General features: G+C 48.7%; 23 protein-coding genes. 19 read left to right on the top strand and 4 right to left on the bottom strand.

Annotated elements, in window-relative coordinates; translation table 11 throughout:
- Nucleotides 1-735, bottom strand: a complete 735-nt coding sequence (locus IXB28_RS02785) for a glycosyltransferase (protein WP_215617030.1) — start codon at nucleotides 733-735, stop codon at nucleotides 1-3.
- A gap of 149 nt (nucleotides 736-884) precedes the next feature.
- On the opposite strand from IXB28_RS02785, the gene pgl reads away from it, so the two are divergent.
- The 14 genes from pgl to IXB28_RS02715 all read left to right on the top strand — a co-directional run bounded on the left by pgl (nucleotide 885) and on the right by IXB28_RS02715 (nucleotide 18,715).
- The gene (pgl, locus tag IXB28_RS02780) at nucleotides 885-1,658 is read left to right on the top strand and encodes a 6-phosphogluconolactonase (protein WP_215617029.1); all 774 of its coding nucleotides are present in this window, start codon (nucleotides 885-887) and stop codon (nucleotides 1,656-1,658) included.
- A gap of 362 nt (nucleotides 1,659-2,020) precedes the next feature.
- Nucleotides 2,021-2,773, top strand: a complete 753-nt coding sequence (locus tag IXB28_RS02775) for an FHA domain-containing protein (protein WP_215617028.1) — start codon at nucleotides 2,021-2,023, stop codon at nucleotides 2,771-2,773.
- 83 nt (nucleotides 2,774-2,856) lie between these two features.
- Nucleotides 2,857-3,333, top strand: coding sequence for an FHA domain-containing protein (locus tag IXB28_RS02770; RefSeq protein ID WP_215617027.1), 477 nt, complete (start codon nucleotides 2,857-2,859; stop codon nucleotides 3,331-3,333).
- Nucleotides 3,334-4,032 carry a lecithin retinol acyltransferase family protein gene (locus IXB28_RS02765; RefSeq protein ID WP_215617026.1) on the top strand — a complete coding sequence of 233 codons (699 nt, stop codon included), beginning with the start codon at nucleotides 3,334-3,336 and terminating at the stop codon, nucleotides 4,030-4,032. It abuts the gene before it with no gap.
- Between the two features lie 190 nt (nucleotides 4,033-4,222).
- Nucleotides 4,223-6,043, top strand: coding sequence for an ABC transporter ATP-binding protein (locus IXB28_RS02760; RefSeq protein WP_215617025.1), 1,821 nt, complete (start codon nucleotides 4,223-4,225; stop codon nucleotides 6,041-6,043).
- Between the two features lie 995 nt (nucleotides 6,044-7,038).
- Nucleotides 7,039-9,261: a GumC family protein gene (locus IXB28_RS02755; protein WP_215617024.1), complete on the top strand. Its 2,223-nt coding sequence runs from the start codon at nucleotides 7,039-7,041 to the stop codon at nucleotides 9,259-9,261.
- Between the two features lie 74 nt (nucleotides 9,262-9,335).
- Nucleotides 9,336-10,541, top strand: coding sequence for a polysaccharide biosynthesis/export family protein (locus IXB28_RS02750; RefSeq protein ID WP_215617023.1), 1,206 nt, complete (start codon nucleotides 9,336-9,338; stop codon nucleotides 10,539-10,541).
- 127 nt (nucleotides 10,542-10,668) lie between these two features.
- The gene (locus IXB28_RS02745) at nucleotides 10,669-11,934 is read left to right on the top strand and encodes a lipopolysaccharide biosynthesis protein (protein ID WP_215617022.1); all 1,266 of its coding nucleotides are present in this window, start codon (nucleotides 10,669-10,671) and stop codon (nucleotides 11,932-11,934) included.
- A 50-nt stretch (nucleotides 11,935-11,984) separates the two neighbouring features.
- Nucleotides 11,985-12,920 (top strand): glycosyltransferase family 2 protein, encoded by a 936-nt coding sequence (locus IXB28_RS02740; protein WP_215617021.1) that lies wholly within the window; start codon nucleotides 11,985-11,987, stop codon nucleotides 12,918-12,920.
- Nucleotides 12,921-13,000: 80 nt separating this feature from the next.
- Nucleotides 13,001-14,350 carry an O-antigen ligase family protein gene (locus IXB28_RS02735; protein ID WP_215617020.1) on the top strand — a complete coding sequence of 450 codons (1,350 nt, stop codon included), beginning with the start codon at nucleotides 13,001-13,003 and terminating at the stop codon, nucleotides 14,348-14,350.
- A gap of 286 nt (nucleotides 14,351-14,636) precedes the next feature.
- Complete coding sequence (locus IXB28_RS02730) at nucleotides 14,637-15,635, top strand: glycosyltransferase family 2 protein (RefSeq protein ID WP_215617019.1); 999 nt, start codon at nucleotides 14,637-14,639, stop codon at nucleotides 15,633-15,635.
- 104 nt (nucleotides 15,636-15,739) lie between these two features.
- The gene (locus tag IXB28_RS02725; protein ID WP_215617018.1) at nucleotides 15,740-16,489 is read left to right on the top strand and encodes a sulfotransferase family 2 domain-containing protein; all 750 of its coding nucleotides are present in this window, start codon (nucleotides 15,740-15,742) and stop codon (nucleotides 16,487-16,489) included.
- A 119-nt stretch (nucleotides 16,490-16,608) separates the two neighbouring features.
- On the top strand, nucleotides 16,609-17,670 hold the full coding sequence (locus tag IXB28_RS02720; protein WP_215617017.1) for a glycosyltransferase family 4 protein: 1,062 nt from the start codon (nucleotides 16,609-16,611) through the stop codon (nucleotides 17,668-17,670).
- A gap of 238 nt (nucleotides 17,671-17,908) precedes the next feature.
- Nucleotides 17,909-18,715, top strand: a complete 807-nt coding sequence (locus IXB28_RS02715; RefSeq protein ID WP_215617016.1) for a tetratricopeptide repeat protein — start codon at nucleotides 17,909-17,911, stop codon at nucleotides 18,713-18,715.
- Between the two features lie 76 nt (nucleotides 18,716-18,791).
- Here the strand turns inward: IXB28_RS02715 and IXB28_RS02710 are convergent, their stop codons facing one another.
- The gene (locus IXB28_RS02710) at nucleotides 18,792-19,673 is read right to left on the bottom strand and encodes a PRC-barrel domain-containing protein (RefSeq protein ID WP_215617015.1); all 882 of its coding nucleotides are present in this window, start codon (nucleotides 19,671-19,673) and stop codon (nucleotides 18,792-18,794) included.
- Nucleotides 19,674-19,713: 40 nt separating this feature from the next.
- Nucleotides 19,714-19,920, bottom strand: a complete 207-nt coding sequence (locus IXB28_RS02705) for a hypothetical protein (RefSeq protein WP_215617014.1) — start codon at nucleotides 19,918-19,920, stop codon at nucleotides 19,714-19,716.
- Nucleotides 19,921-19,985: 65 nt separating this feature from the next.
- On the opposite strand from IXB28_RS02705, the gene IXB28_RS02700 reads away from it, so the two are divergent.
- The 3 genes from IXB28_RS02700 to IXB28_RS02690 all read left to right on the top strand — a co-directional run bounded on the left by IXB28_RS02700 (nucleotide 19,986) and on the right by IXB28_RS02690 (nucleotide 23,522).
- The gene (locus tag IXB28_RS02700; RefSeq protein ID WP_215617013.1) at nucleotides 19,986-21,350 is read left to right on the top strand and encodes a slr1306 family protein; all 1,365 of its coding nucleotides are present in this window, start codon (nucleotides 19,986-19,988) and stop codon (nucleotides 21,348-21,350) included.
- A gap of 27 nt (nucleotides 21,351-21,377) precedes the next feature.
- Nucleotides 21,378-22,901 (top strand): GTP-binding protein, encoded by a 1,524-nt coding sequence (locus IXB28_RS02695; RefSeq protein WP_215617012.1) that lies wholly within the window; start codon nucleotides 21,378-21,380, stop codon nucleotides 22,899-22,901.
- A 69-nt stretch (nucleotides 22,902-22,970) separates the two neighbouring features.
- On the top strand, nucleotides 22,971-23,522 hold the full coding sequence (locus tag IXB28_RS02690; protein WP_215617011.1) for a Uma2 family endonuclease: 552 nt from the start codon (nucleotides 22,971-22,973) through the stop codon (nucleotides 23,520-23,522).
- A 158-nt stretch (nucleotides 23,523-23,680) separates the two neighbouring features.
- Here the strand turns inward: IXB28_RS02690 and IXB28_RS02685 are convergent, their stop codons facing one another.
- Nucleotides 23,681-24,061, bottom strand: a complete 381-nt coding sequence (locus IXB28_RS02685; protein ID WP_215617010.1) for a 4a-hydroxytetrahydrobiopterin dehydratase — start codon at nucleotides 24,059-24,061, stop codon at nucleotides 23,681-23,683.
- A 212-nt stretch (nucleotides 24,062-24,273) separates the two neighbouring features.
- On the opposite strand from IXB28_RS02685, the gene psbP reads away from it, so the two are divergent.
- Together psbP and IXB28_RS02675 are read left to right on the top strand one after the other, a co-directional pair.
- Entirely contained in the window at nucleotides 24,274-24,822 is a 549-nt protein-coding gene (psbP, locus tag IXB28_RS02680) for a photosystem II reaction center PsbP (protein ID WP_215617009.1), read from the top strand.
- A complete protein-coding gene (locus IXB28_RS02675; protein WP_215617008.1) occupies nucleotides 24,823-25,419 on the top strand; it encodes a Maf family protein in 597 nt (198 codons plus the stop codon).
- The last annotated feature ends 114 nt before the right edge of the window (nucleotides 25,420-25,533 follow it).

Raw genomic sequence — 25,533 nt, 5'->3', positions numbered from 1 at the left:
CTATTTTTTTCGTTCGTTGTAGCTTACGTTAATTTGGCTCTTACCTTCGTAGAGCCAATTCATTTTTTTAGGATCTAGACCAGCGTAGTACATCAACTTAAGCAACTGATTCAGCGCCGCATGGCGATAAAGCCCGCGTTCCCTAAAACGGCGAGCCGAGGTGACGATGGTACCGGCAACCAACCGCGGAGGACCATACTGCCCCAGGGCCTTACTCAGGGCCGTATCTTCAAAAATATCCATATCGGGCACACCGCCAATATCCAGCAATGCCTGCCGCCGCGCAAAAATACAGTGATCTAGATAAAGGATGCCGCTAGCGTGCGGACGCTGGGTGGTGGAATACCAGGACGTAAACTTTAGTAGCCAATGGTCGAAGTCAAAACTATGGCGAAAGCCCCCCCACACCACCGTGCCATCGGCCATTAATGTCTCGATTTGCCCCAGGGCCTGGGGGGGCAGTAGCGTAGCCGGATGGTGCAATAGCACAATCGAACCTTGGCTCGCTTCAATCCCAATGGTTAATCGCTGGGCGCGATTGGCAGCCTCAGCTTCGATCACCTTAAAGTCTCTAGCCGCAGGATGTTGATTAATCACATCGTAGGTACCATCCGTACTCGGGCTCAGGACAATGATGATTTGCTTATTTCCAGGTTGTAACGCCAGGTTATCTAGAATGTTGGGTAAATAACCATGCCTGATCTCGTTTAGACATGGCAAAACAATAGAAATCACACCTCCCCCTTCAGCCCCTTCCTTAATGCCCCTCAGAATAATACAAAGTCTATTAAGAGTATGAGGTGTCCTGGGAAAGCTGCGCTAGCGTTCATAAAAAGGTGGTTTTCAAGCCGTCTTTAGCATATTGACACTGGTGATTTTGACCTATGACCGTCGCCCCACCCTCTATCCACAAGTCTGCGCCCCAGGTGCATGTATTTGCTGACAAAGCTGCCCTGGTGCAAGCGGCTACCGAACAGGTAATCGAACTGATTCGGGCTGCGATCTCAACCCGTGGCCGATGCACCATTGCCCTGTCCGGTGGCAGCACCCCCAAACCGCTTTACCAGGCCCTAGCCAAAACCGATTTACCTTGGGAGAAGCTCTATATCTATTGGGGCGATGAACGCTATGTGCCCATTACCCACAGCGACAGCAATGCCAAAATGACCCAGGAAGCCTGGCTGAGCCACGTCCCAATTCCTGCTGAAAATATCTTTATCGTCCCCACAGACACGGCCCCCCCCCAAGCCAGTGCCGATCAGTATCAACAAGATCTGCTGCAAAGCTTCCAGGGCAGCTTAAATACCCCCGCTGAGTTTGACATCATTTTGTTAGGCATGGGAGACGATGGCCACACAGCCTCCCTCTTTCCCCACACGGCAGCGCTCAAAGCAACCGACCGCTGGATCACCGTTGGCCAAAAAGACGATCAGCCCCGCATCACCTTCACCGCCAGTCTGATCAACCAGGCTCGCCACGTCCTCTTTTTGGTAGCTGGCAGCAACAAACAAAACGCCCTGGCCCAAGTCTTTGCACCCACCGCAGACAGCGCCCTGTATCCAGCCAGATTAATTGCCCCCCAGGGAGCCCTCTATTGGCTACTAGATACGGATGCGAGCCACGGCCTTCCCCAAAACATAAATCGTACGGCACACTAGCAATACGACCGTATGCAGGTGTGCAATACGCCGTATGGAAACGGGCAATACGCCCTTTTCCCACGTGTATGGAAGAGACTGCATCAGGAAATCACCGTTGCTGGTTTTAAGGATGAACCGATCTGCCCATGGTGTCAGCCATCAACATTGCCCAGATTCAGATCATCTCGAAAATCGGCAACGCCAGAGCATCAGACCCAGGGGAATATCCCCTGTTGCTGCCCATCACTGATTCCGCATCTACCCTATGCCTGGCTAGATGCGGAAACGCAGCAAAGATTACCTACACTTCTTGCAACCCACCGACAGAAAATCACCGAAACCATGTAGTTTATACATGGCTAGTGTGAGTCACATTGCTAATGATTATTTGCCCAAACTGCAACTATCAGAACCCGGAAGGGGCCTCTCAATGCGAAGCCTGTTACACCCCCCTACCGTCCTTAACAACCTGCCCAAACTGTGGTGCCCAGGTCCAAGCAGATGCCAGTTTTTGTGGTCAATGTGGTCATAATTTAGCCAATCAACCTGCAGCTAGCACGCCACCGCCACCGCTCCCTGCCGAAGACCCAGCCGCAGTAGAGCCACCCGCCAGCCCAATCAACACAGCTCCCATAGAGGCCGATCCCCTGGTGCCCCCAGACCCGTTAGCCGTGGCACCCCCACCCCCCATTCCCCCGGATCCAATCCCTGACAATATTCCCACCGCTGTAAATGTTGAAAATGTCCCCGTAACGACTCAACCACAAGCGGACTTAGGGGCTGCGCCTCAAACTCAACTGCAAAGTTTCTCAGCGCGTTTGCTCCATGTGCAAACTGATACCCTATTAGAACTCCCCGTGGGCATCAGTCGATTAAACATCGGCAAACCCAATGACCGCGTTCCGCCAGACATCGATGTTTCAGGCTTTCCAGAATCAGACATTGTGTCTCGAGTCCATGGGGCTATTTTGATTGAGGGAGATGTCCACTATATTGAAGATGTGGGTAGTTCCAATGGTACGTACATCAATAATCTACCCCTCGCCGTGGGCAATCGACATCGCCTGCGCCCCGGCGATCGCATCGCCCTTGGCAAGGGTGATAAAGTGAGCTTTATTTTTCAACTTGTATGAGGGATAGATCAGACATATACCCAGTGCTTTAGCGAGCGCTTTCCCACGAACCGACTTGTTACCTTGCCCTTCGATGTCTTAACGTGATTACCCTATCGTTACTCCACCCCCTGAATAAGACCCCCATACAGAATTGGACCTTTGAGGAACAGGACATTATCCGCATTGGCCGTTCCACGGATAATGATGTTGTTCTCTACAGTGCGGTTGTGTCTCGGCACCATCTGGAAATCCATAAGGGGGCAGCTGGTTGGGCCATTCAAAGTTTGGGCACCAACGGCACCTATTTAGATGGAAAACGGATCCAAAACGTTACCGCAGAAGATGGGTTAGTGGTGCGCCTGGCCCGTTCAGGCCCCAATCTTCAGATTTCCATCGATCAGCCCGAGAAGTCTTCAGCCGCGTCCATCAAAGAACTCCTGGCCAGACGCAAACAACAGCAGTTCAATCGCACCGCATCTAGGCAAACCACTAGAACAGACTTGGAGGCCATGCAAACAGACCTGCGGGACAAGCTACCTCCAAGTAATGCCAAACCCTTGGATAGCGGACTAACCTAAATGGCTAGGGGGGATCAGGTCTACGTGATGCGCGATGTGATGGGCGTGCCCTATCAGCATCATGGCATCGACTGTGGCGATGGCACGGTGATTCACTACCGGAAGGTAGGCACTGCCACCATCTCACGCACTAGCACCGCAGCGTTTGCCCGGGGCAATCCGGTATATCCCTTTGAGCAGTCTGTGTCTTTTCTCCCCGATGTCATCATTGGACGAGCGGAAAGTCGTTTGGGAGAACAACGCTACAATCTCTTCTTCAATAACTGCGAACATTTTGCAACGTGGTGCACCACCGGACAAAATCTCAGCCCCCAACTGAATGAGTTTGGCCTTCGGTTAGATCAGCTAAAAGTCCCTCGGGGATTAACGCGGCAAGCGGCCCAGGAAGAGACACCCCAAGCAATTTTGGATTTATTTGAAAAAGCCCTGGATAATATTGCGATCGCAACGACCACCCTGCTTCCCGACTATCAGCAGGCGCTAAAGGATAGCGACCAATGGAAGCATGTGGCCGAAACCGCCCTTAAACGAGGACGAGAAGACTTGGCACGCGCAGCCCTCCACAAACGCCGCAATGCCCGCCAAAAAGCCCAGAGCCTCGCGGCCAGACTCCAGGAACTATCGGACCTACAAATCTCCATCCAAACCGACCAAACCCTGGCCCTCAAGCGCCTAAGTCAGAATCCCACCATGCCCTAACCGAGCAACAAATCGTTATGATAGGCACCTAAAGGATCTTGCCATTCACTAGAGCTTCCATTGCACGCTGATCTAAGCCCGCCCTAGGGCACTGCAACCATCTGGCCGATCTTAGTGGCACACAGCGCACTTGAAGTTTACTAATACTACAAAAACTGTCATTGAGTTCAATGACCTTGGGAGGCATCGCATGGATAAGTTTCTTTCCATCCTTAGATACTATCGAAACTATTGGCCAACCACAGCCCTCAATGCCCTAGCCATGGGGACTTTTGAAATACTGGATCTGTTTGTCCCCTATGCCATAGGCCAGCTACTCAATGTTCTCTCCAAGCAGCCCCTGGACCAGCCTTTAGAGAGTTTTATCAGCTGGATGAGCAGGGTGTTGGAGCGACCAAACACCGCCACATTCTCCCTATGGGTAATCCTAGGATTAGTGTGTGTCATTTCCGTTGGCCGTGCCCCCATACAACCATGGATCGGCGCTTGGTTTAACTGGGATACGGCATTGCGAGCGCGAAGAGACCAAGCCCGTCGTTCCCTAGAAAAGATCCTCACGTTACCCCTGGAGTTTTACGATGAAAACAACCCTGGGCGCATTGCCGCCCGTGTGGCCAAGGGGCTAGCCAATTACACCTGGACCTATCCAGAAATTGTGGGTCAATTCATCCCCAAACTGTTTAGGGTCCTAGGGATCTTCGCCGTTATCGCCTGCCTAGACCGGCCCATTGCCCTCGTGGTGTTAATCTCATTCACCATCATTCTTAGCTATAGCTTGTCGCGGCTCAAAGGGTTGTCCTTGCAAGAAGAGAAAATCGATAAATATATGGAGAACACCGAGAGTCGCACCTCGGAAATTATCACCAACATCAAAACAGTAAAAGCATTTGCCACCGAAACTCGAGAACTTAAACGACAGCACCAGCGGCTTAACCGAGAGTTTAAGGTGGTGGATTATCGCATTCACCTGGGATATGTGAAACTGGGGACCTGGCAACGCACGGTGGTACAAAGCTGTACCTTTGGGGTCCTAGCTCTTACCCTTTGGGCAACGGTGGAGGGAAATATTTCCCTTGGCCACTTTGTCACCATTCTCACGCTGTCTAGCATGGCCTATGCGGAAGTGGAACCGATCTGCAATTTAGCGGAGATGTTCGTTCGCCGTTACGGCGCCATGGCTCGCTTTCAGGAATTTATTGCCCTCCCGGCAGGCACAGATGCAGGCCAAATCACAGGCAATCCCCCCAACTATCACTTCACAGGTCAAGTCCATTTCCACCAGCTCACCTTTGGCTATGTCCCACACAAACCCGTTTTACAGAACATTGAACTCTTGATTCAACCTCGCCAAACCGTAGCTTTGGTGGGGCGTTCAGGCTCGGGAAAATCCACACTGGTGAAACTACTCTTTAGATATTTTGAACCCGATGGCGGCGCAATTTTAATCGATGGCCAGGACCTACGCCATTTGGACATCACCGGCTATCGACGGCGGCTGGCTATCGTGCACCAGGAGGTAGATATTTTCAACGGCACGCTGATGGAAAACCTGCTCTATGGCAATCCTGATGCCACCGTGGAACAAGTCCATGGGGCCTGTAGGATTGCCCAGGCCCATGACTTTATTGAAAATATGCCCCTTGGCTATTTCACCACTGTCGGCGAACGGGGCGTACGTTTATCCGGCGGACAACGTCAACGCATTGGTATTGCCAGGGCGCTGATTATGGACCCAGATGTGCTGGTGTTTGATGAAGCGACATCTAGTTTGGACTATGAGTCAGAAAGGGCCATTCAGATAGCCATGCGATCGCTCTTCGGCACCCGCACCCTAATTATCATTGCCCACCGCCTCAGCACTGTCCGTGAAGCTGACCAAATCGTCGTACTGGACCAAGGGCACATTAGCGAAATCGGCAACCACCATCAACTCCTCACCCAAGGAGGCCTCTATCAACGGTTACATAGCCTACAGCAAACCGGAGATATCGTTACCGACCTTAGGGAATGACACAGAGGATTAGTTGTCCTAGGAAGAAAAAATAAAGCCCAGAAATATCAGCAGCTAGAGGCATTGTAAAGACTGCCAATATAGACAGAACCACTGATGGGTTTGGGGTTTAGGACAAATGCACCACAGATAATGATAGAATGTCCTTAATTCAGGCATGTACTGGTCGCCGTAGCGTCTTCACCCATAACGTGAGATCCTCCCTAAAGTAGGGCAACTTAAAAGCGGATCTCGATATTTGTTATAGGAGGACAGTCCTTTACATCGCAGTACTTAGTACATCCCTATCATTTCCCTTCCTATGGTTCCCTTTGGATAGGATTTGGTTAGCATCTGACAGGGGCTAATTGAAATAGCTTCATCCAAAATCCATCAGCAGCATCAAACATTCACAGTTAATTCATATAGCTTGTACTAATTTCGAAAAACATCTAGGGTGAATTTCGTGTAGCACACGATCGCGGGAAAAAACCACAATTAAGAAACACCACACGGTTTCTTTTTAATTAAAAAATTTATTGGCGGATTTTCACTCAACCCCGTGAAACCCGTAAACGTTTTTTGGCATATAGAGAAACATATTCTGATTCAGAATAGTCAACTCGAAAAGTTAGCTAATAGCTGTAACAGCAGAGGAGCCATTGACGCCAACAATTTTCTATGATATCTAGCGACCTTTATCGACTTTTTAGAAAATCAGTACGTGCCGTAAAGTTCTCGTAACCCTATCAAATGATCGCTGTTAGTCAGCGAGTTACTTGAAACTATAGGTATAACTCTGTAGGAGGCACCAAGTAGTACCTGCATTTTCTAGAGTGACTTATGCATGTTTATACTAGTGAGGCAGATTCTATGTTCCGGTACTTTCTCAGAGACAGAAACAAGGCTAATTATTGAAATTCATACAAGCTGAAGATTCAGACCTTAACCTCTGATATCGATTCAATAAAATTATTCTTCTTGTCGTAGTTCGTTCCTTTCCCCAGTGAGGTTCAATGGCATCTAAAGATAACTCTGTTCCAGAGATTGAGATAGATTTAAATAAGTATTGGCTGGTCCTCAAGCGCCGTTGGCTGATTCTTTTCACAGTTTTCGGCCTCACAACAGCCGCCGCGGTTGGTGTTGGGGTAACGCAGGACTCTAAATACAAAGCCGAAGCAAAGCTCTTATTTGAGTTATCCAACCAAGCCTCTTCTTTAGTTGGATTGGAAGGAGCTAACCGAGAGCTGCGGGCGCTAACTAATCTGGATAACCCCTTGGATACCCAGATTGAGGTTTTCCGCTCCGTTCCCATTGCCCAAGAGGTAATCGAGAAATTAAATCTTGAGGATGACGAAGGTGAAACCCTGTCTCCTGAGGATCTCTTAAAAGAATTAACGGTAACTGGTATTCCAGGCACTGACGTTCTGAATGTCACATACACATCCGATGATCCAGAGTTAGCCAAAACAATTGTTAACTCAATCACTGAGCTCTACATTCAGAATGATATTCAGGCCAACCGCGCTGCTGCGGTTGCCGCCCAGGAATTCATTACCACTCAGCTACCCGAATCTGAAGCAGCGGTGAGCGATGCTGAATCTGCCCTCCGCCGATTCAAAGAGACCAACGGGATTGTCAACCTTGAAGAAGAGTCCACAAATCTTGTTGAGTCACTCTTCGCCTTAGAGAGTACACGGATTCAGCTGCAGTCTCAGTTAGCCGATCGGACGGCTCAGGCATCTCAAATTCAAGAAAAACTGAATTTAAATACCCAAGAAGCCTACACAGTCGGTCTGATCAACGAATCTCCAGGAATCCAAGATGCTTTGCTACAGCTACAGACTATTCAGTCTGACTTGGCGTTGGCACGCACGCGCTATCGCGAGGAGCACCCTGAAGTCGTTGGTCTACGGAATCAGGAAGTAGCGTTGCAGAGCCTTTTACGGGACCGCATTGGCGTAACCCTAGGCACTACACAGCAACTGGAGCTACCGGCCGACGACTTACAGTCTGGCCAGCTAGAGCAAGACCTAATTGCCAGCTACTTAAGGCTTGAAGGCGAGCAGTCTGGTTTCGCGCAGCAAGTTTCACAGCTCAATAGTGCAATTACTCAGCAACAGAGCAGAGCGCGGTTAATTCCTGTTTTCGAAAGACAACAGCGTGAGCTAGAGCGTAGGCTTGACATTGCCCAGACCACCTATGAAACCTTGCTCCAAAATCTCCAACAAGCTCGGGTTTTGGAAAATCAAAATACAGGTAATGCTCGGGTAATTTCCCCCGCCATCCTACCGACCAAGCCCCTAGGGCCTTCTCTCAAGCTGTTCCTCATGGCTGGCTGTTTTGGTGGCGCCCTACTAGGGGTCATAGCGGCCTTCCTAGCGGACCTCATTGATAGCTCTGTAAAGACCGTTCAAGAGGGTCAAGAACTTTACGAATATCCCCTATTAGGTGTTATTCCAGCCTGCAGATATGTAGGTTTAAAAGGCAAAAATGTGCCTGAAATTGTTGTTCGGGATGAAACCCAGCCTTACTCTGTAAGACAGGCCTATCAGTCTCTGCAAGCTAATCTCAAGTTTTCGGCGATAGAAAAACCTGTCCAAACAGTCACCGTCACGAGCGCAGTTGCAGGCGAAGGCAAATCGAAAGTTGCGGCGAATTTAGCCGTCACACTCGCTGATTTAGGGCATTCGGTGCTGCTTGTAGATGCAGACTTGCGTCGCCCCATCCAACATGAAATCTGGGATCTACCTAATGTCAAAGGTCTGAGCAGCTTTGCCACGGGTGAACTACCTCTACAAGAGGTGATCGTTGTGAAAGAGCCCAACCTTCACATCCTTCCCGCTGGCATTATTCCTCTGGATCCGCTTGCAATTCTAGGTTCGGAGTACATTAACTCTCTGATCCAAGCCTGTGAGCAGACATACAACTATGTCATCATCGACACGCCACCGATTATCGGACTGTCTGACACCCTGACAGTCAGTCGGGCAACGGATGGCGTTTTACTGGTGATGAAACCTGGCATGGCAGATGCAGCCAGCATTCGCACTACCAAAGCACTACTCACCCAGGCTCGCCAGTCAGTCTTGGGTCTGGTTGCCAATGGCATCCATGTGAAAGGCAAGACCGATCACTACTTTTCCAAAAATCAGGACTACGTAACCGTTAGTTCGCAACAGTTAGTTGATGTGACCAGCAATGGTAATCATGCAGTTAAGGCTCATCAACCGCGCTAGACATAACCTGACTCTCCACTGTCCTCCTTCCTAACAGGACAGCCTCGATATTACTCAGATATTACAATCGTCCTATGATTCCTAGTTATAATCGTCTGCCCACTGTTGTGCCCATAGTTCTGGGTTTGATCTGTGGTTTTCCAGTCACTGCAAGTGCGCAGTCCTTGGCGGAAACGGCTGCCGCTGCTGAATCTGCTGCACCAGCGGCGAGTACTCAAGCATTACAGGAAGCCCCACCTCCAACCGAACCAGCATTGCCGTTTGGGCTCCCCCCCCTAGAAGAGATTGAAGAGATCCCCGCCACAGAAATGGTGGAGCCAGCCACAACACAACCTCGTGGCAGCCTGGCATCAACCTATGTATTAGGACCTGGTGATCTGATTGATATCAGTGTCTACGGATATGACGAATATACGGGTTCAACATCTGTCTTGCCCGATGGCTCCATCGTACTGCCCATTATTGGCAATATGTCTGCAGCCGGTAAAACAGCCGACCAGCTGACTCAAGATTTGCGAGCCGCCTTAAATCGAATTCTTGTTGAGCCATCGGTTTCTGTTACCCTGAGTGCCCTTCGACCAGTTGTCATTAATGTTGCTGGAGAAGTTTATCGTCCAGGACCTTTGGAATTACAGGAAACAACCAACATTGCCCGTGGTGGTGGTGGGAACAATAATTATGCCTATGCTCCCCCGTCCCTGAGTAGAGCTTTAGTTGAAGCCGGTGGTATCAAGCGGACAGCCGATCTACGTGATGTTACTGTTATTCGTGAAATGCCCAATGGCAACGTCACTCGCAGCAAAGTTAATCTTTGGGATGCGCTTTGGTCTGCCACGCTTCCTGAGGATATGTTGCTGAGGGATGGAGATACTGTCTTTGTGCCGAAATTGGCTGAAGGCGAAGCCCTGGTTGACAATCGTTTACTGGCAACATCCAGCCTAGCGCCGGATACTGTTCGGGTTCGCGTTGTTGGAGAGGTTACTAGCCCCGGTGAAGTAGCGGTTCCGCCCAATAGCTCATTGTCAAGTGCTGTTGCGATCGCAGGTGGCCCCACCGACGATGCCAGACTAAAAACAGTCGCTTTTGTTCGGATGGATGACACTACCGGTGAAGTACTACAAGAAGAAGTAGATCTTCGTAATTTGATAGATGACTATCAAGTTCAAGATGGTGACGTTATTGTTGTACCGAAGACAAGAAGTGGTTCCGTGCTAGATTTAGCAGCACGACTAGTGAATCCATTCAACTTCCTGTTCAGAATTTTCGACAATAATAACTAGGCTTAATTCAGCCAATTTAGCCCCAATTACTACACCATACCTCCAAGCAAGCAGTCAGTATTTCTCTAGATGAAGGGAGCAAATCTAAACTTACTATAGTTAGCTTTAAACTAAAACTTGCACCACAATGCAAAACAAATTCAAGCACTTGCTTTCTGACAAGCTTGTAAAAAATATTGGCTGGCTAACAGCCAGCCAAATTTTTAGGCGTGTAATTCGTATCGCAATTGTCGTAGTCTTAGGCCGCGCATTTAGCACCGAAGAATACGGCCTAATGGCAATCTTATTTGCAATTACCGATTTTGCAAACGTATTTATACAAAAAGGTGGCGTTGCGCCCAAAATTATTCAAGCTAGCGAAGAAGAAATCAAATACCTACCAGATACAGCCTATTGGACCAACTGGATCCTTTGCCTATCTATTTTTATCTTGCAATGCCTACTGGCATTTCCCATTGCCTTTTTCTATGACAATCAAAATTTAGCTTTGCCCATCATGATTATGGGGGCTATTTATCTATTTAATCCATTTTACGCTATTCAAGATGCCCTATTACGACGAGAGAACAAACTAAAAGTTGGAGCTATAGCGACAGCGCTTAGCTCCTTTGTTAGTCAGACTCTCATTGTTGTTTTAGCCCTGATGGGGATGGGGATTTGGAGCATTGTATCTGCACTGCTCATTGCACAAATTTGCTGGTTAGTTGTCTACAGAAAAAATCATTCTTGGCGACCTAGCGGTAAAATAACCTTGAAAGGTTGGGAAGACATATTTCATTTTTCCAAATACCCACTGGGTATTGAAATGCTGAACTACCTAAGATCTAACATTGATTATCTGTTAATTGGCCGCTTTTTCAGCGTCGACCAATTAGGCCTTTATTTCTTTGCGTTCAACGCAGGGCTAGGCTTAAGTTTGACCGCAATCAATATGGTATCTAACTCGGTATTCCCATACCTGTGCGAAGCAAGAGACAGCCTTACATCTCTGAAAAAGAGCTATAAGCGAAGTCTCAAAATATGCGCAGGAATTATATTTCCGTTGGTTATTTTACAAAGCAGCTTGGCTCCTATTTATGTGCCTATTGTCTTTAGTGCCAAATGGGCTCCAGCCATTCCAGTGCTGATCCTTATTTGCCTATCCGCCCTACCCAGACCGTTTGCCCTGGTGGCAGAGCAATTGCTGCTAACGGTAGATCGCGGTGGTGATGGACTCAAATGGAATATATTCTTTACTACTGCCTTTACCGCTGCCATTTTAGTAGCGGCCCAGTTTAATACATTTATAGTAGCAGCCACAGTATTAGTACTTCACTTGCTACTGCTTCCCGTATTTACACTTTTGGCATCAAAATCTGTGTTTTCCGGCAGAGGGGCGTTTTCACCGTCCTAACCGCAGCTAACTAATTCTAGATTTTTGATGACTCACGTCAACTTATTACTATGACTTCAAATCTATTAGTCTCTGTTGTTATTCCCGCCTATAATGCAGCCGATTATCTGCCAGAGGTCATTCAAGCTGTTATCGACCAATCCTATAAGCACTGGGAACTGTTAGTCATTGACGATGGTTCAAAAGATAACACAGCTGAAGTAGTCAATGATTTTTGCCAGAAAGACAGCCGCGTTCGTCTTATTTCTAAAGAGAATGGTGGAGTTTCTGTAGCTCGTAATTTAGGGGCTCAACTGGCAAAAGGTGACCTGGTTGCCTTTCTAGATTCCGATGACCTGTGGTTAAAAGACAAGTTATTAGTTCACGTTAACCACATGGCAAAGAATCCCAAGGTGGGGGTTAGTTTTTCAAGAGTTGAACTGATCGAATCCGATGGTCAAACAACTAATAAGCTGACAGACAATATTGCGCAAGAGGTTAACCCACAAGACCTTTTTTACAGCAATCCAACCGTTACCACATCAAATCTTGTCATTCGTAAATCGGTCTTCCAAGACCTCAATGGATTTGATGAATCCATGCAATATAACGAAGACATTGACCTCCTATTTAGATTAGCCATCCAAAACGATTGGAAACTAGAAGGCATTGACCAAGTGCTCGTGCAATACCGCCTACATGCATCTGGCCTCTCATCCACATTGAAAAAAATGGAAGACGGTTGGGTAAAATTAATGCAAAAGGCCCGTCAAGTAGCGCCGAACTTGGTTGAGCAACACTACAGTGCGGCTCAATCTGCACAGTTACAATATCTAGCACGGCAGACATTGCGCCTAGATCTACCAGCTCTTTTAGGAGTATCGTTTGTCAATCGAGCATTGATTAGTAATTGGCCAAACCTTTATAAAAATCCAAAGCTCGTCGCACTAGCAATTTTGATTTACTTTAAGTTCGCGACTTTTAATATGTTCAAATTAAACATTTAAAGCAGCTTATTTTAGATCGTGACTCCATTATTTCTTTGAAAATTATTAAGTCGTAATTCATATACCTGATAGGGCCCACCATGTTGAAAATCCCAAGGATTATAGAATACATTTTTGTTTGCTTTGGCCTTTGGTTCTTCCTAGGTAACCCTATCAACTTAATTACTAGCGGTGGTGCTGGTCAGCTGGTTGATGTTAGCGAAGCTAATAGCAACTTCCTATTACCAGCCATCAGTATGCTGCTGTATATGGTGGCGACCGTAGGCATTCTTCTGCGTTGGAAATTAATCCTAGCGCGACTCAAATCCAGCCCACAGTCCCTATTGCTAGTCGCCTTTTTAATACTAATTTTCATTTCACCTGAATGGTCGGCTCGACCCAATATCTCTTCGCGACGAAGTATTTTATTTCTAGGTTCAACCGCATTTGCCATTTTCTTTTCCTTCAGCTTTAGTTTCAAACAACAGCTGCGATTTTTAGCCATTGCGCTCTGCATCAATACATTCGTATGTTTCTTGATGGGCGCATTGCTGCCCAAATGGGGCGTCATGCATGTGCCACCCCATACCGGTGCATGGCGTGGCGTATATACCCACAAAAACAAACTGGGCGCTCAGATGGCTCTATCAGCCGTATTTTTACTGACCACGCAGTATATAAATTTATTCAAAGGCCATTGGAAACAAATCATTAAGGTTAGTATTCTGCTGGCTGCCTTTATGGTGATTGCCTCTAAGTCAACCACCGCCCTCTTAGCATCATTCACCATGGCGCTAACGTTCTTCGTTTGCAATGCGCTGAAGCTCAACTACCGCTTCATGGTTATTGCCATCAGCAGCATTGTTTTAACCGCGGGATCAGCCATTGTCTATATCCAAGCCAATGCTGAAGCATTGCTAGGAGCTCTCGGAAAGGGTACTGACATCTCAGGTCGAGATGAGCTCTGGCCAGCGGTCATGCACATGGTTTCACAGAAACCCTTTCTAGGCTATGGATATGAGGGTTTTTGGGGGCCGGCTGGAGGACCCGCTGACCTCTTGAGGCAACTGGTCGGCTGGCCAGCACCCAATGCTCACAGTGGTTTTCTAGAAATCTTATTAGCCGTTGGTTGGATTGGGGGCATTCTATTTTTTATTAGCTTCTTTATTACCGTTACAAAGTCCGTCCAACTAGTACGAATCACAAAACAGTCCTATGCAATTTGCCCAGTTATTATTCTTGTTTTCCTCACCCTTAGTAATATGACGGAAAGCAATTTATTTGTTAGAGACTCCTGGATTTTGTACGTCTGGGCAGCACTATCTTCTATCCCAATTTTATCCACCTGGTCTGCTGAAGAGGCTGAGCGTGACGACTCTGCTGACTATCCACCTACAGTGAGCTATGAGAGGCAACCTGAGCTATCTGGTCAAGCAACTCAAACATCATAATGATGGTGCCATTTTTTACCTAGCCAGAGTTTTCTAAAGGAATGCGATATAACCTTTTCTTATATTCTGTTTTCCCAAGGATTGATTTCTCAAAAATGGGGAACTTAATGAGCTGAATATACGAACTTAATTCAAGGTAGGATGTAAAACAAACTTAATCTACTAAGAAATAGTAAAAAATTAGTATGAAAGTTCATCTTTAAGTGGTGGGCTTTCATCTGAAACTACCGTCTTCAAATGTATACATTGTCTAGATAACTGCCTCGTCAAACGTGGGAGACTTTTAATGAAAAGAAAGTTGGTGTCTGTCGTAATCCCGGTCTATAAGGCCGAGGATTTTGTAGGAAAAACAATACATTCGGTTTTGGGGCAAACCTATAAAGAACTCGAAATCATTATTGTTGATGATGGATCACCTGATCGCAGCATTGATGTCTGCCGAGGGTTTGATGATCCAAGAATCAAAATTATTCAACAGGCTAATAGGGGATTAGCAGGAGCACGCAATACGGGCATCCGTAATTCCATCGGTGATTACATCGCCCTAATTGATGCGGACGATCTCTGGACTAAAGATAAAATCGAGAAACACGTTGCGCATCTAGAATCTTCGCCAGAAATTGGCATTAGCTTTAGCTATTCTGAGTTGATTGATGAACATGATAAGTCAACTGGCTTAAAACAAATTCCCACCAAGATCAAAGATATTACGCCTCCTTATATCCTGCGCCGGAATCCGATTGGCAATGGTTCCACACCAGTGTTTAAGCGGGAAGTCTTCAAAGATATTGAATTCAAAGCCAACCTCTACGGCACCGAAGAAACCTTTTATTTCGATGAAAGCTTTAAGCGCGCCGAAGATGTTGAATGTTGGCTGCGCATAGCTGTAGAGACCAAGTGGGGCTGTGAGGGCATTCCTGAACTACTCACCCTATACCGGGTCAATCCTGGTGGTCTATCAGCCAGCGTGCTGATGCAGTATGAATACTTAGAAAAGATTATTGATAAGTATAACAGCGCTTATCCAGAAATTTTTTCCGATGTTGTTAGCCTCGCAAAGGCTTACTTCCAGCGATACATCGCTAGAAGAGCGGTCAGCATGAGAGATGGCACTTTAGCTGTGAAGATGTTGCATAGAGCCCTGGCAAGCGATCTTAGAATCCTGGTCGAAGAACCGATTAAAACGCTAGTAACCATGGGCGCGGCTTACTTCCTCTATTTAGTCCCCATCAAGCTATATATTCAGCTCGAGCAGGCTGCTATGAATCTCGCTAAAGGATTCTAAGCACTGAAGTACATCAGACTTCTATCGCTCAGCACATGGATGTGGGCAGGCAATTGGCAAATATGTAGTATGTGTAAAGTCAATATTTTAACTAGGTTCTCAGAATGACCTTTATTTCAAATAGCAAGAAGTTTGTATTTGTCCATCTACATAAATGTGGTGGCACCAGTATCGAGCGTGCTTTAGACCAAGAAACGCAGTGGAACGATATTGTTTTAGGAAGCACTAAGTACGGCGAGAAGATACAAAAGGTATACGAAAAGAAATTTGGTATATATAAACACTCTTCTGCTGCCGAAATTAAGAGTTTAATGGGGGATGAGGTTTGGGACAATTATTTTACGTTCTCCATAGTGCGGCATCCCATTGATCGCATGGTCTCATTTTACGAGTACCTCAAAACGTACTACCTGGGTGGGCCTAGGGGAGCGGCGATTAAGATGATGTATACGATGGATCAGGTAAGTTCTATTCCTGAACCATTAACCAAACTACCTAAGCTTTACGACGCGTTTAGGTGGCCTGGGATTGTTGCCTGTCTGAACAGTGGTTCAGTGTCTGAATTCATACATTCGGAAAAGTGTTGGCAGTCCTATGGAACGATGTCTCAATTTCATCAGCTCGCTGATGAAGATGGGAAAGAGTTGCTCGTGGATTATGTGGGTCGCTTAGAAGATATTAACGCTGACTGGGATCACGTTTGTAACAAGATTGGTTTATCGGTGACATTGCCCCATGCCAATAAGTCCAAGCGCAAGTATAAAGATTGGAAAAAGTACTTTAGCTTGGATGATTTGAACTTTTTAGAGGTCAAATACAAAGAGGATATGGAAAGGTTTAGTTATACAATTTAAGGTATAGCTTAACGAAGTCGCTTAACCAATGAGAATATCGCTAAGTTAAATTCTTTAATCCTGCTCGTAAAACGCAGTTTCGCATTGTTTATATAGAGTAATCACTGAGGAATTTAGTAATGAAGTGGGCTGTTATTGCTGCGTATTTTAGACAAGAGCATATCGAGAAGCATATTTGGTTAAGTCGTTTCGTATCACCGGAAAAATATGATTTCCAGTTGATGATGCGGTCCAAGCCCATTACCAATTGGCATGATAGAGACGTTAAGTTTACAACGTTGCCTCAATGGTTAATTCACTGGAAGCATGCGGCCGCAGCCCTCAATAGCGAGGCGAAAGGTGTCATTACGCTATTCCCTCAACTCCCAACGGTTATTGGTCTACAAAAGCTATTAACTGGTTCTAGAAAGCCCGTCGTCGCCTGGACCTTTAACATTGGGAACTACAAGGTTGGACCTTTGCGACGGCGACTATCTCAACTTAGCTTAAGTCGTATTGATCGCTTTATTGTTCATAGCCGACAAGAGATCGATATTTATAGCGATTGGCTAGGTCTACCCAAAGAGCGCTTTGAATTTGTGCCCTTTCCCTGTGCGGGCATTGAGGGAGATTATGAAGAGAATACCGATGCGCCCTTTATTGCCTCCCTCGGTTCGGCCCATCGTGATTTTCCCTGTTTTTTCGAAGCTGTTAAGGATTTAGACATTCCTACGACGGTAGCGTCTGGAAAGTCAGCACTAGCAGGAATTGATATTCCTAGCAATGTCCAAACGCCGTTTGGCATATCCCGAGCCGATTGCCACCAAATTGCCCAGGAAGGTCGGCTTAATGTTATTGCGTTGCAATCCAAGGCAGACGTCACAGCGGCAGGTCATGTAACGGTGATTGAGGCTATGCACATGGGGCGGCCGATCATTGTCAGCGATTGTTATCGCATGGGTGACTACATTAAGCATGGTGAGACTGGCTGGTTGGTTAAGCCTGGCTGTGTAGACAGCTTGAAAGAAGCCATTACACTCCTCTGGAATGATGATGAGCTGCGCAACCGTCTAGGTCGTAATGCCAAGGCCTATGCTGAGAAACATTTCACAGAGGCGGCGGCGGCGAAGGAACTGGAGAGAATTTTGGACGATGTGACTGATCAAGACAAGGAAGTTTTGATTAATGCTGTCGCATCTTAAGTTTGAATCGTAATTTAGAAATTGCTTAATTTTAATTTTATATAGGCATACATTGTGAGCAAACATCCTGCTAAGGGAAGTATTTGCCTGATGTATGCCTTTTCCATAGGAATAAGTTTCTTGATGGGCTAGGGACGAAACTTACTCTGTGGGTTTTATGTCTGGTCTTATTAGTAACACCTGAACTTGCTTCATCAGGCTTTAGGTGATAGAGCTGATGTTGATAGGGCAAAGCGCTATGACTGCGAAAAAGTTCTTAAACCAAGGTGTTGCATTAGCAAGGCAAGGAAACTGCGTGGGGGCGATCGCAATTTTTGCCCAGGTCATTGAGCATCAACCGGACTACGCCAAAGCCTACTACAATCGCGGGTGTGCCCACTTTGGTATCAGCAGCTATGAAAACGCCCTAAAGGACTTTAGCTGGGCCATTAAGATCAACGCCGACTATGGCGACGCCTACATCAATCGAGGCAATACCCATCGCAAACTCGGCCATGGGGAAGAGGCCTTAGAAGATTTTGAATACAGCATTCGACTGGCCCCTTTATCCATCCCCGGCTATTACAACCGGGGGCTGCTACGCTTTGAGCACCAGGACTACAGCGGCGCTATTCGAGACTTTGACTATGCACTACAGCTACAGCCCTCTTTCCCCCAAGGGCGACTGTGGCGAGGGCTGAGCTGGTTAGAGTGTGGGCAATACCAAGCAGCCATTCGTGACTTTAATCGGGCCTTGGACGTCGCCCCCGAATGCGCCGAACTCTATAACAACCGTGGGCTTGCCTATGGGTATTTGAACCAGTACGAGCGCGCGCTAGAAAATTTTAACCAGGCGATCAAACTCAATCCAAACTTTATCGAAGCGTATAACAATCGAGCCGACCTGCGCACCAAAATGCAAGACCATGCAGGGGCGATGGCAGATTACGATCGGGCACTCCAGCTCAATCAAGAGGTCTCGGACGTGTCTACAGCGCCGTTAAGACAGAAGCAACGACAACAGCAGGCTTTGTCCATCCCAGTGATAGTTTCAACATCATCCTAGGGTGGCGTAAGGCCAATACTACAAAGCACCACAAAGAACCCACAACAAAGAACCCACAACAGGGATGAGCGGGGGCTCAATCGTCCTCCTCTTCCCAAACCTCAAAGGAATCCAAATCAATATTCGAAGTTTCCCCTGGCTGATTAAATTTGTCCAGCGTGTTCTCTAAGGTATTTTCTAAAGCTCGATTCAGGGGGCCTAGCCGTTTTTTCGCCTTAGACACCCGTTGATTTAGCTGCGATCGCAGTTCCTGCGTACGGTCCTGAAACTGCTGGGACGTCGACTGCAGCTGATCCTCAGAAAGCCAGCGCTCTTGGGCATAGTCCGACAGCCCCTGGGCCCGCTGCTGCACCTGGCCAACCCAAGACTGCGCCGTCGTTTGGGCTGTGGATTGCCAATCTTGCTGATCGACAGGCACGGCTGCATCGGCAAAATGGACGGCCTGTTCCACCGCCTGATCAGACACCATCACCCGCTTGCGACCGGCACTAATAATGGCATCGGGGGATAAACCATAGAGCCCAGCCTGGTCGGGCTGGGCAAATAGATATTGCACAATGGCCCCCCGGCGATCAAACCGATAGTCCACAAGCTGGCCCACACAGTTGCCCGTATCCGTCCACACTTCTATGCCAACCATGGATTGGGCTCCGGCCATGGGTTGGGCTCCGGCCATGGATTGGGCTCCGGCCATAGGTTGCTGGGCACCACCCTCAGCTTGGGCAGGCGGCTCTCCGCGCTGCAGCACAATGCTATCCGCACCAATATTGGTCACCTGGTGCCAGCCATAGCTTGGGCGCTGTCGCTGCCAAAGGGGTGCCTGCACCACCAAACCCACCACCACGGCCCGAGGGACATCCACTAGCAACCCATCCACCAGTCCCAGCTCATCGGTGGTGTCATAATCAAGGATCAAACGACCCAGGAGGGTACTGTGGCAAAGAACAGACGCAGCCATACCTGCATAAACAATAGGGGACACCTGAGTTATAGCACCCTTAACTGGCGGTAGAGAAACCAAAGCCGCCGACTTCGTCAGACATTGGCGTAGAAACCCCACCGCCAATTTGCTGATCTTTAAGGGTTGTGTTAATTCTGTTGGGTTTTCCCCCTAGGGACTTGCCCAGGGCTTTATAAAATAAAAGAGCGTTGCTGGGCTGCAGCATGATTTTATAAATCATCTCGCCGCCGTTCGCTGATTGCACAAAGCGTTTTAGCTTCTAGGTCAGCAAAGGTAATGTAGAAAAAGAAACTCGTGGATGTAGGGACTATGGACATCGCAATCAAGCGTCCTATTCTAATCGGTGGTTTGGGGTTAAGTGCTAGTCTGTGGCTGCTCGATATTGTCCATCACATGCCCATGGATGGATCCCTGGTGCTGGGCAGCATCGCCTTAGGAGCAGCAGGCGTTTGGTGGTTCCGTCAGCAAACCCAGACCATGGGTCTGCCTACTATCCCCCAGCAAACAGATGTGAAGCGCGAGGCCATTGACAAAGCCCTGGCCCGAGCTGACCAACTAATCGACTTACTATTAACCGAAGATAGCCAGGCCGCTGCCCAGGCAGAAGTTTTCCGCACTGAACATGACGTGCTGCTCGATAGCCTGGAGCGCACCCACCTAACCATTGGGATTACGGGCAATAAAGCCACGGGCAAAACCACGCTGCTGGACTACCTGCAAGCCTCTGAGTTGCCCTCCCTAACCATTACTGAACAATGTGACACCGCCGACCTAGTGCTGATGGTGATCACCGGGGACATGACCGCATCGGAACTCAACCGGGTCGAAACCTTGATTGATGATGGGTATCAGGTGCTCGTGGTCCTCAATAAGCAGGACCAGTACACCCCCATGGACAAGGCGGTGGTGATGGATCGGATTAAAGCACGGCTGGCCATGCGCAATGTGGAAATTGTTGCGATCGCAGCCCAACCCAACCCCATCAAAGTACGTCGCCATACAGAATCAGGAGAAACCACCGAATTCTTCGAGCAACCGGCCGCCGATGTCGCCGCCCTCAACCAAAAACTCGAAGGCATCATCGCAGAGCCCGCGCCCCTGGTCATGGCCACGACCCTACGGCAGATCCAATCCCTGCAACAAAGCATTACCCACAGCTTGAATGGGTATCGCCGCCAAAAGGCCATGCCCACAATTGAGCAAATGCAATGGATTGCAGCAGGAACGGCATTTGCCAACCCCATTGTCACCGTTGACCTCCTAGCCACAGCAGCCATCACCGGCCAGCTAGTATTAGATCTCGGCACGATTTACGGCCAAAAATTCTCCATGGAGCAAGCCAAAGCCGCCGCTGGCACCATTGCCGAACTCACAGTCAAGCTTGGCCTAGTAGAATTAGCCACCCAGGCACTGGGTACCGTACTCAAAGGCCATGTCACCACCTATGTCGCTGGGGGTGCCCTCCAAGGGATCAGCGCCGCCTATCTCACCCGATTGGCAGGGCTCACCCTCATCGACTATTTCGAAGAGCAAAGTTTACTAGAACCCACCGAACTAGACTTTGCCAGCCTGGGCGACCGGCTACAAACCCTATTCCAAAAAGCACGCCAGGGATTGGCCCTCAAAGACTTTGTGGCCCAGGCCATCCCTCACTTGCCCGCGGCCAGTGCCTAGAGATCGGGTCACGCCCCTACTCGCACCATGACAGACCCAGCCATCCTTCAGGACGTCTCCCCAGGGGATACCACCAGTGCCGCCACTGGCGCATATCCCCTGGTTGAACAAGCCCGCGAAAGCCTACGCCAGACCATTGACCGCTATATTCCTCAACTGGAGCTCACCCGGTCAAATGCCGATGAGCTCCGGCGACAGGCAGCGGTAAAATCGGGCATTGATCAACTGACCACATTGCTCAACAAACTCGACAGCACCCTATTGCGGGTGGCCGTCTTCGGGCTAGTCAGCCGTGGCAAATCAGCAGTGCTCAATGCCCTAGTAGGCGAAAAAATTCTAGAAACAGGTCCCCTAAACGGCGTTACCCAGTGGCCACGGTCCATTTACTGGACACCTGCTATAGAACAAGACTCCACAGACGAACAAGCTACCCTAAAAATTGAGCTCATCGACACCCCTGGCCTAGATGAAATTGAAGGGGCAGAACGGGGGCAGGTGGCCCAGGAAGTGGCCCAGCAAGCAGACCTAATTTTGTTTGTCGTCGCGGGGGACATTACCCGCACCGAATATACGGCCCTGCAAACCTTACACGCAACTCGAAAACCGTTGTTGTTGGTTTTCAACAAAACAGATTTATACCCCGACACAGATAAACAGGCCGTTTACGACAACCTACAAAAACTCCAGACCCAGCTAAACAAAGAACAAACAAAAGAAGAAGAGACAACCGAAGAAGAGGCAACCGAAGAGAATTCTCCGATTCCAGCCACAGATCTGCCCGTGGTGGATGATGTAATTTTAGTAGCGGCCGCCCCCGCGCCTATGCAAGTACGGATCGAATGGCCCGATGGTCGCACCACGACCGAATGGGAAACCCCACCGTCAGAAATTGAGCCGTTGCAAACGGCGTTAATTGAGCTCATTCAGGCAGAAGGCCCCACCTTAGTAGCGCTGAATACCCTCCACCAAGCCAATCGAGTAGATACAGACCTAGCGCAGGCAACGACAGAGCTCAACCAGGCCGCAGCGGATGAGATTATTTTGCAGTTCGCCAAATATAAAGCCGCGGCCATTGCCCTTAACCCCGTCGCAGTGCTCGACATCCTCGGCGGTGTCACCTCCGACTTGGTGATGATTCGCAACCTGGCTAAGCTCTACGGATTCCCCATGACCAACTTCGAAGCCAGCAAGCTGTGGCAGGCCATTGTCCGTAGCTCTGGCACGCTCGTGTTAAGCGAGCTCGGCAGTACCTTGCTTTTAGGCATCGGCAAAAGTGGCGCAGCCCTATGGAGCCTGGTGGATGGAGCCTCGGGGCTAACGGCCTATGCCGGGGCCATGGGGGCCCAGGCCGCCGCCGCAGGCTATGGTACCTATGCGGTAGGTCAGGCGGCCCGCATTTATTTAGAGCAAGGATGCTCTTGGGGACCCCAGGGGATTAAAACCCTGATGCGCACCATTGTGGACAATGCTAAGGACGATTCGGCTTTGGAAAGGCTACAAACAGAAGTGCGCCAGTCGGTGGAAGAGCAATATAAACAAAAGCAGCCATAACAAGTCAAGGCGTTAGAATCGGCCCATGCAAGCGTTCTGAGCAATTAGCCTGGTTTTCCAAAACAAGGAGTGGTTTACGTCCCCGCAGCTCTGAGATATCGACGCCACGGCAAACCCCACGGTGCGATTATGGGTTGGCTCGCGGCCTATGGGGCCTTTACTCCAGGCGTAGAGGTGGCTGACAATACGACTGTACGGCTAGATTTGGATAATGAGCCCCAGCCAGATGCTTTACCGCATATTAATGCAGACTGCGGTGGGCAGTCGCGCATTAGTGATGATGACTATGTGGAAGGTGCACCGGAACTGATTGTTGAAATTGCGGCCAGCAGTGCGGCCTATGATCTGTATGAGAAGAAAACAGTTTATCGCCGTAACGGGGTGAGAGAGTATGTTATTTGGCAGGTGACCGAGAATGAAATCAGTTGGTTTTCATTGGAGAATGGAGACTATCAGCCCCTGTTGCCTGACGGTCAGGGAATCATCCAGAGCAAGGTATTTCCTGGATTGGATCTCCCTATACTAGCTCTTTTGAAAGGAGATTTAGCCACCGTCCTGACTCAAGTTCAGCGGAATATCGGAACAGAACGACATCAACGGTTTATAGATCAGCTGTGTTAGAAAAGTTGTTTAACGGGCTAAGGAACGGCGATTAAATAACGTCCAATTTTGCCGGACTAACTCCGAGGGAGACGTTGCACGAACGACTCCGCCCAGTAATCTATGGATAGCTGCGCAACCTAGGGACTTAATTGATCCCTCTTTCCTAAGCAACAATATTAAAGCTGCGAGACAATTGTTGCCAGTTCGAAGTCCAGCTCAGTTAAACCACCAGCATCATGGGTGGTCACTTCTAGAGAGACCTGATTGTAGTTGATAGTAATGTCTGGATGATGGGCTAGTGTTTCGGCAGGGTCTACCAAGCTATTGACAAATTCAACGGCCGCAACAAAATCCTCAAACGTGCGGGTATGGAAAAGACTTTTGCCATCCGTCGTCCAGCCTGGCAACTGTTGCATCCGCAGCTGAATCTCCCCATCGCTGAGGCGGGTTAGCTTATTTTTCGTATCAACAACATTTCCCTGGTCGCCTTGGGTGGGAAGCGCTAACACCTCTGCCCCCGCATGGAGACTACTAATCAAAAATAATGCATGAAGCATAGAACGTTGCTATTGGTAGAGTAAAACGAACCTTGAAAAGTACTGTGGCTTAGCACCTTCTGCCTGAGATCATACCGAGGAGTGGCCGCATAAAACTGATGAGTATGGATAGCCTGGTGGACTTGCCCCCTGACGAAGGGTGCAAAGAGCTTCCATGAAATGCGACAATGGGGGGTGTCAATTCATTTCACATTACTTAACCGGTATTCCCAATGCTAAAGCGACTAGCTGCTCTAATCATTGTATTTGCCACGATGTTTGGCCTTCAGGCCTGCGGCGGCTCCGCCCCTGTGAGCTTGCTGGACTATGTGAATAGCTTCGAAGGATATCAGTTTGGCTACCCCACCGGTTGGGTAGAGGTCAATGTCTCTGGCGGTCCTCAAGTTGTATTCCACGACATCATTAACCCTACGGAAAATGTCAGCGTCGTGGTGAGCCCGGTGGCTGAAGGCAAAACCTTAGAAGAACTGGGCGGCCCCACGGAAGTGGGCTATAAGCTTTCGAAAAGCATCACCGACATGGCCGGTGATAACCGCGATGTGGAATTGATCAGCGCCCAAAATGTGGAAACGGATGAGGGCAAAATCTATTACATTCTTGAGTATTTGGCGACCACACCTGATGGACAGCGACACAATTTGGCTAGCGCCATTGTCCGTCGTGGTCAGTTGTTTACCTTTAATGCGTCAGTTCCCGAAGGGCGCTGGAAGCGACTAAAGACATCCCTAACTCGATCCGTTGCATCATTCTCGGTTTACTAAATGTCTGCTCCACAATTTGTGTTGGCGTCGGCATCATCTGCTCGGCGCCAGCTATTGCTAAATGCCGGGGTACAGCCTTTTGTATCCCCTAGTAAATTTGACGAAGACCAGATTACCCTAGACGAGCCAGATGCTTTGGTGAAGGCTCTATCACTGGGGAAAGCAGAGGCTGTAGCGCCCCTATTTCCCAATGCGGTGGTGCTGGGGTGCGACTCGGTGCTGGCTTTTGATGGGGAAATTTATGGCAAGCCAGAAACGCCAGACGCTGCGATTAAGCGCTGGTGGAAAATGCGGGGCAAGGTGGGGGAGCTGTTGACGGGGCATACGCTGATAGCGCCCGCAGCTAGAAAGACGATCACTCGCTGCCAGGTGACTCGGGTGCATTTTGCCTGGGTTAGCGATCGCGAAATTGAAGACTATGTGGCCACCGGCGAACCAATGAACTGCGCCGGGGCCTTTACCATCGATGGCAAGGGTGGCTTTTTTGTGGAAAAACTGGAAGGCTGCCACACCAATGTGATTGGCCTCAGCATGCCCATGCTGCGCGATATGCTCGGAGAGCTCGGGTATCGGGTGACCGACTTTTGGTCAGCTTAAACGTTGTGTTAAATGCATCAGATGTTGAGCCCACAGAGGGAAATTAGGCGAAAGAAAAAACAACGGCATAGGGAGCAATATCTACGCCGTTGTTCCTTATTCGTTTGGTGTCAA

It is taken from the genome of Leptothoe kymatousa TAU-MAC 1615, from assembly GCF_018739865.1.
GTDB lineage: Bacteria > Cyanobacteriota > Cyanobacteriia > Phormidesmidales > Phormidesmidaceae > Leptothoe > Leptothoe kymatousa.
This window is presented reverse-complemented; position numbering and strand designations above follow the sequence as displayed.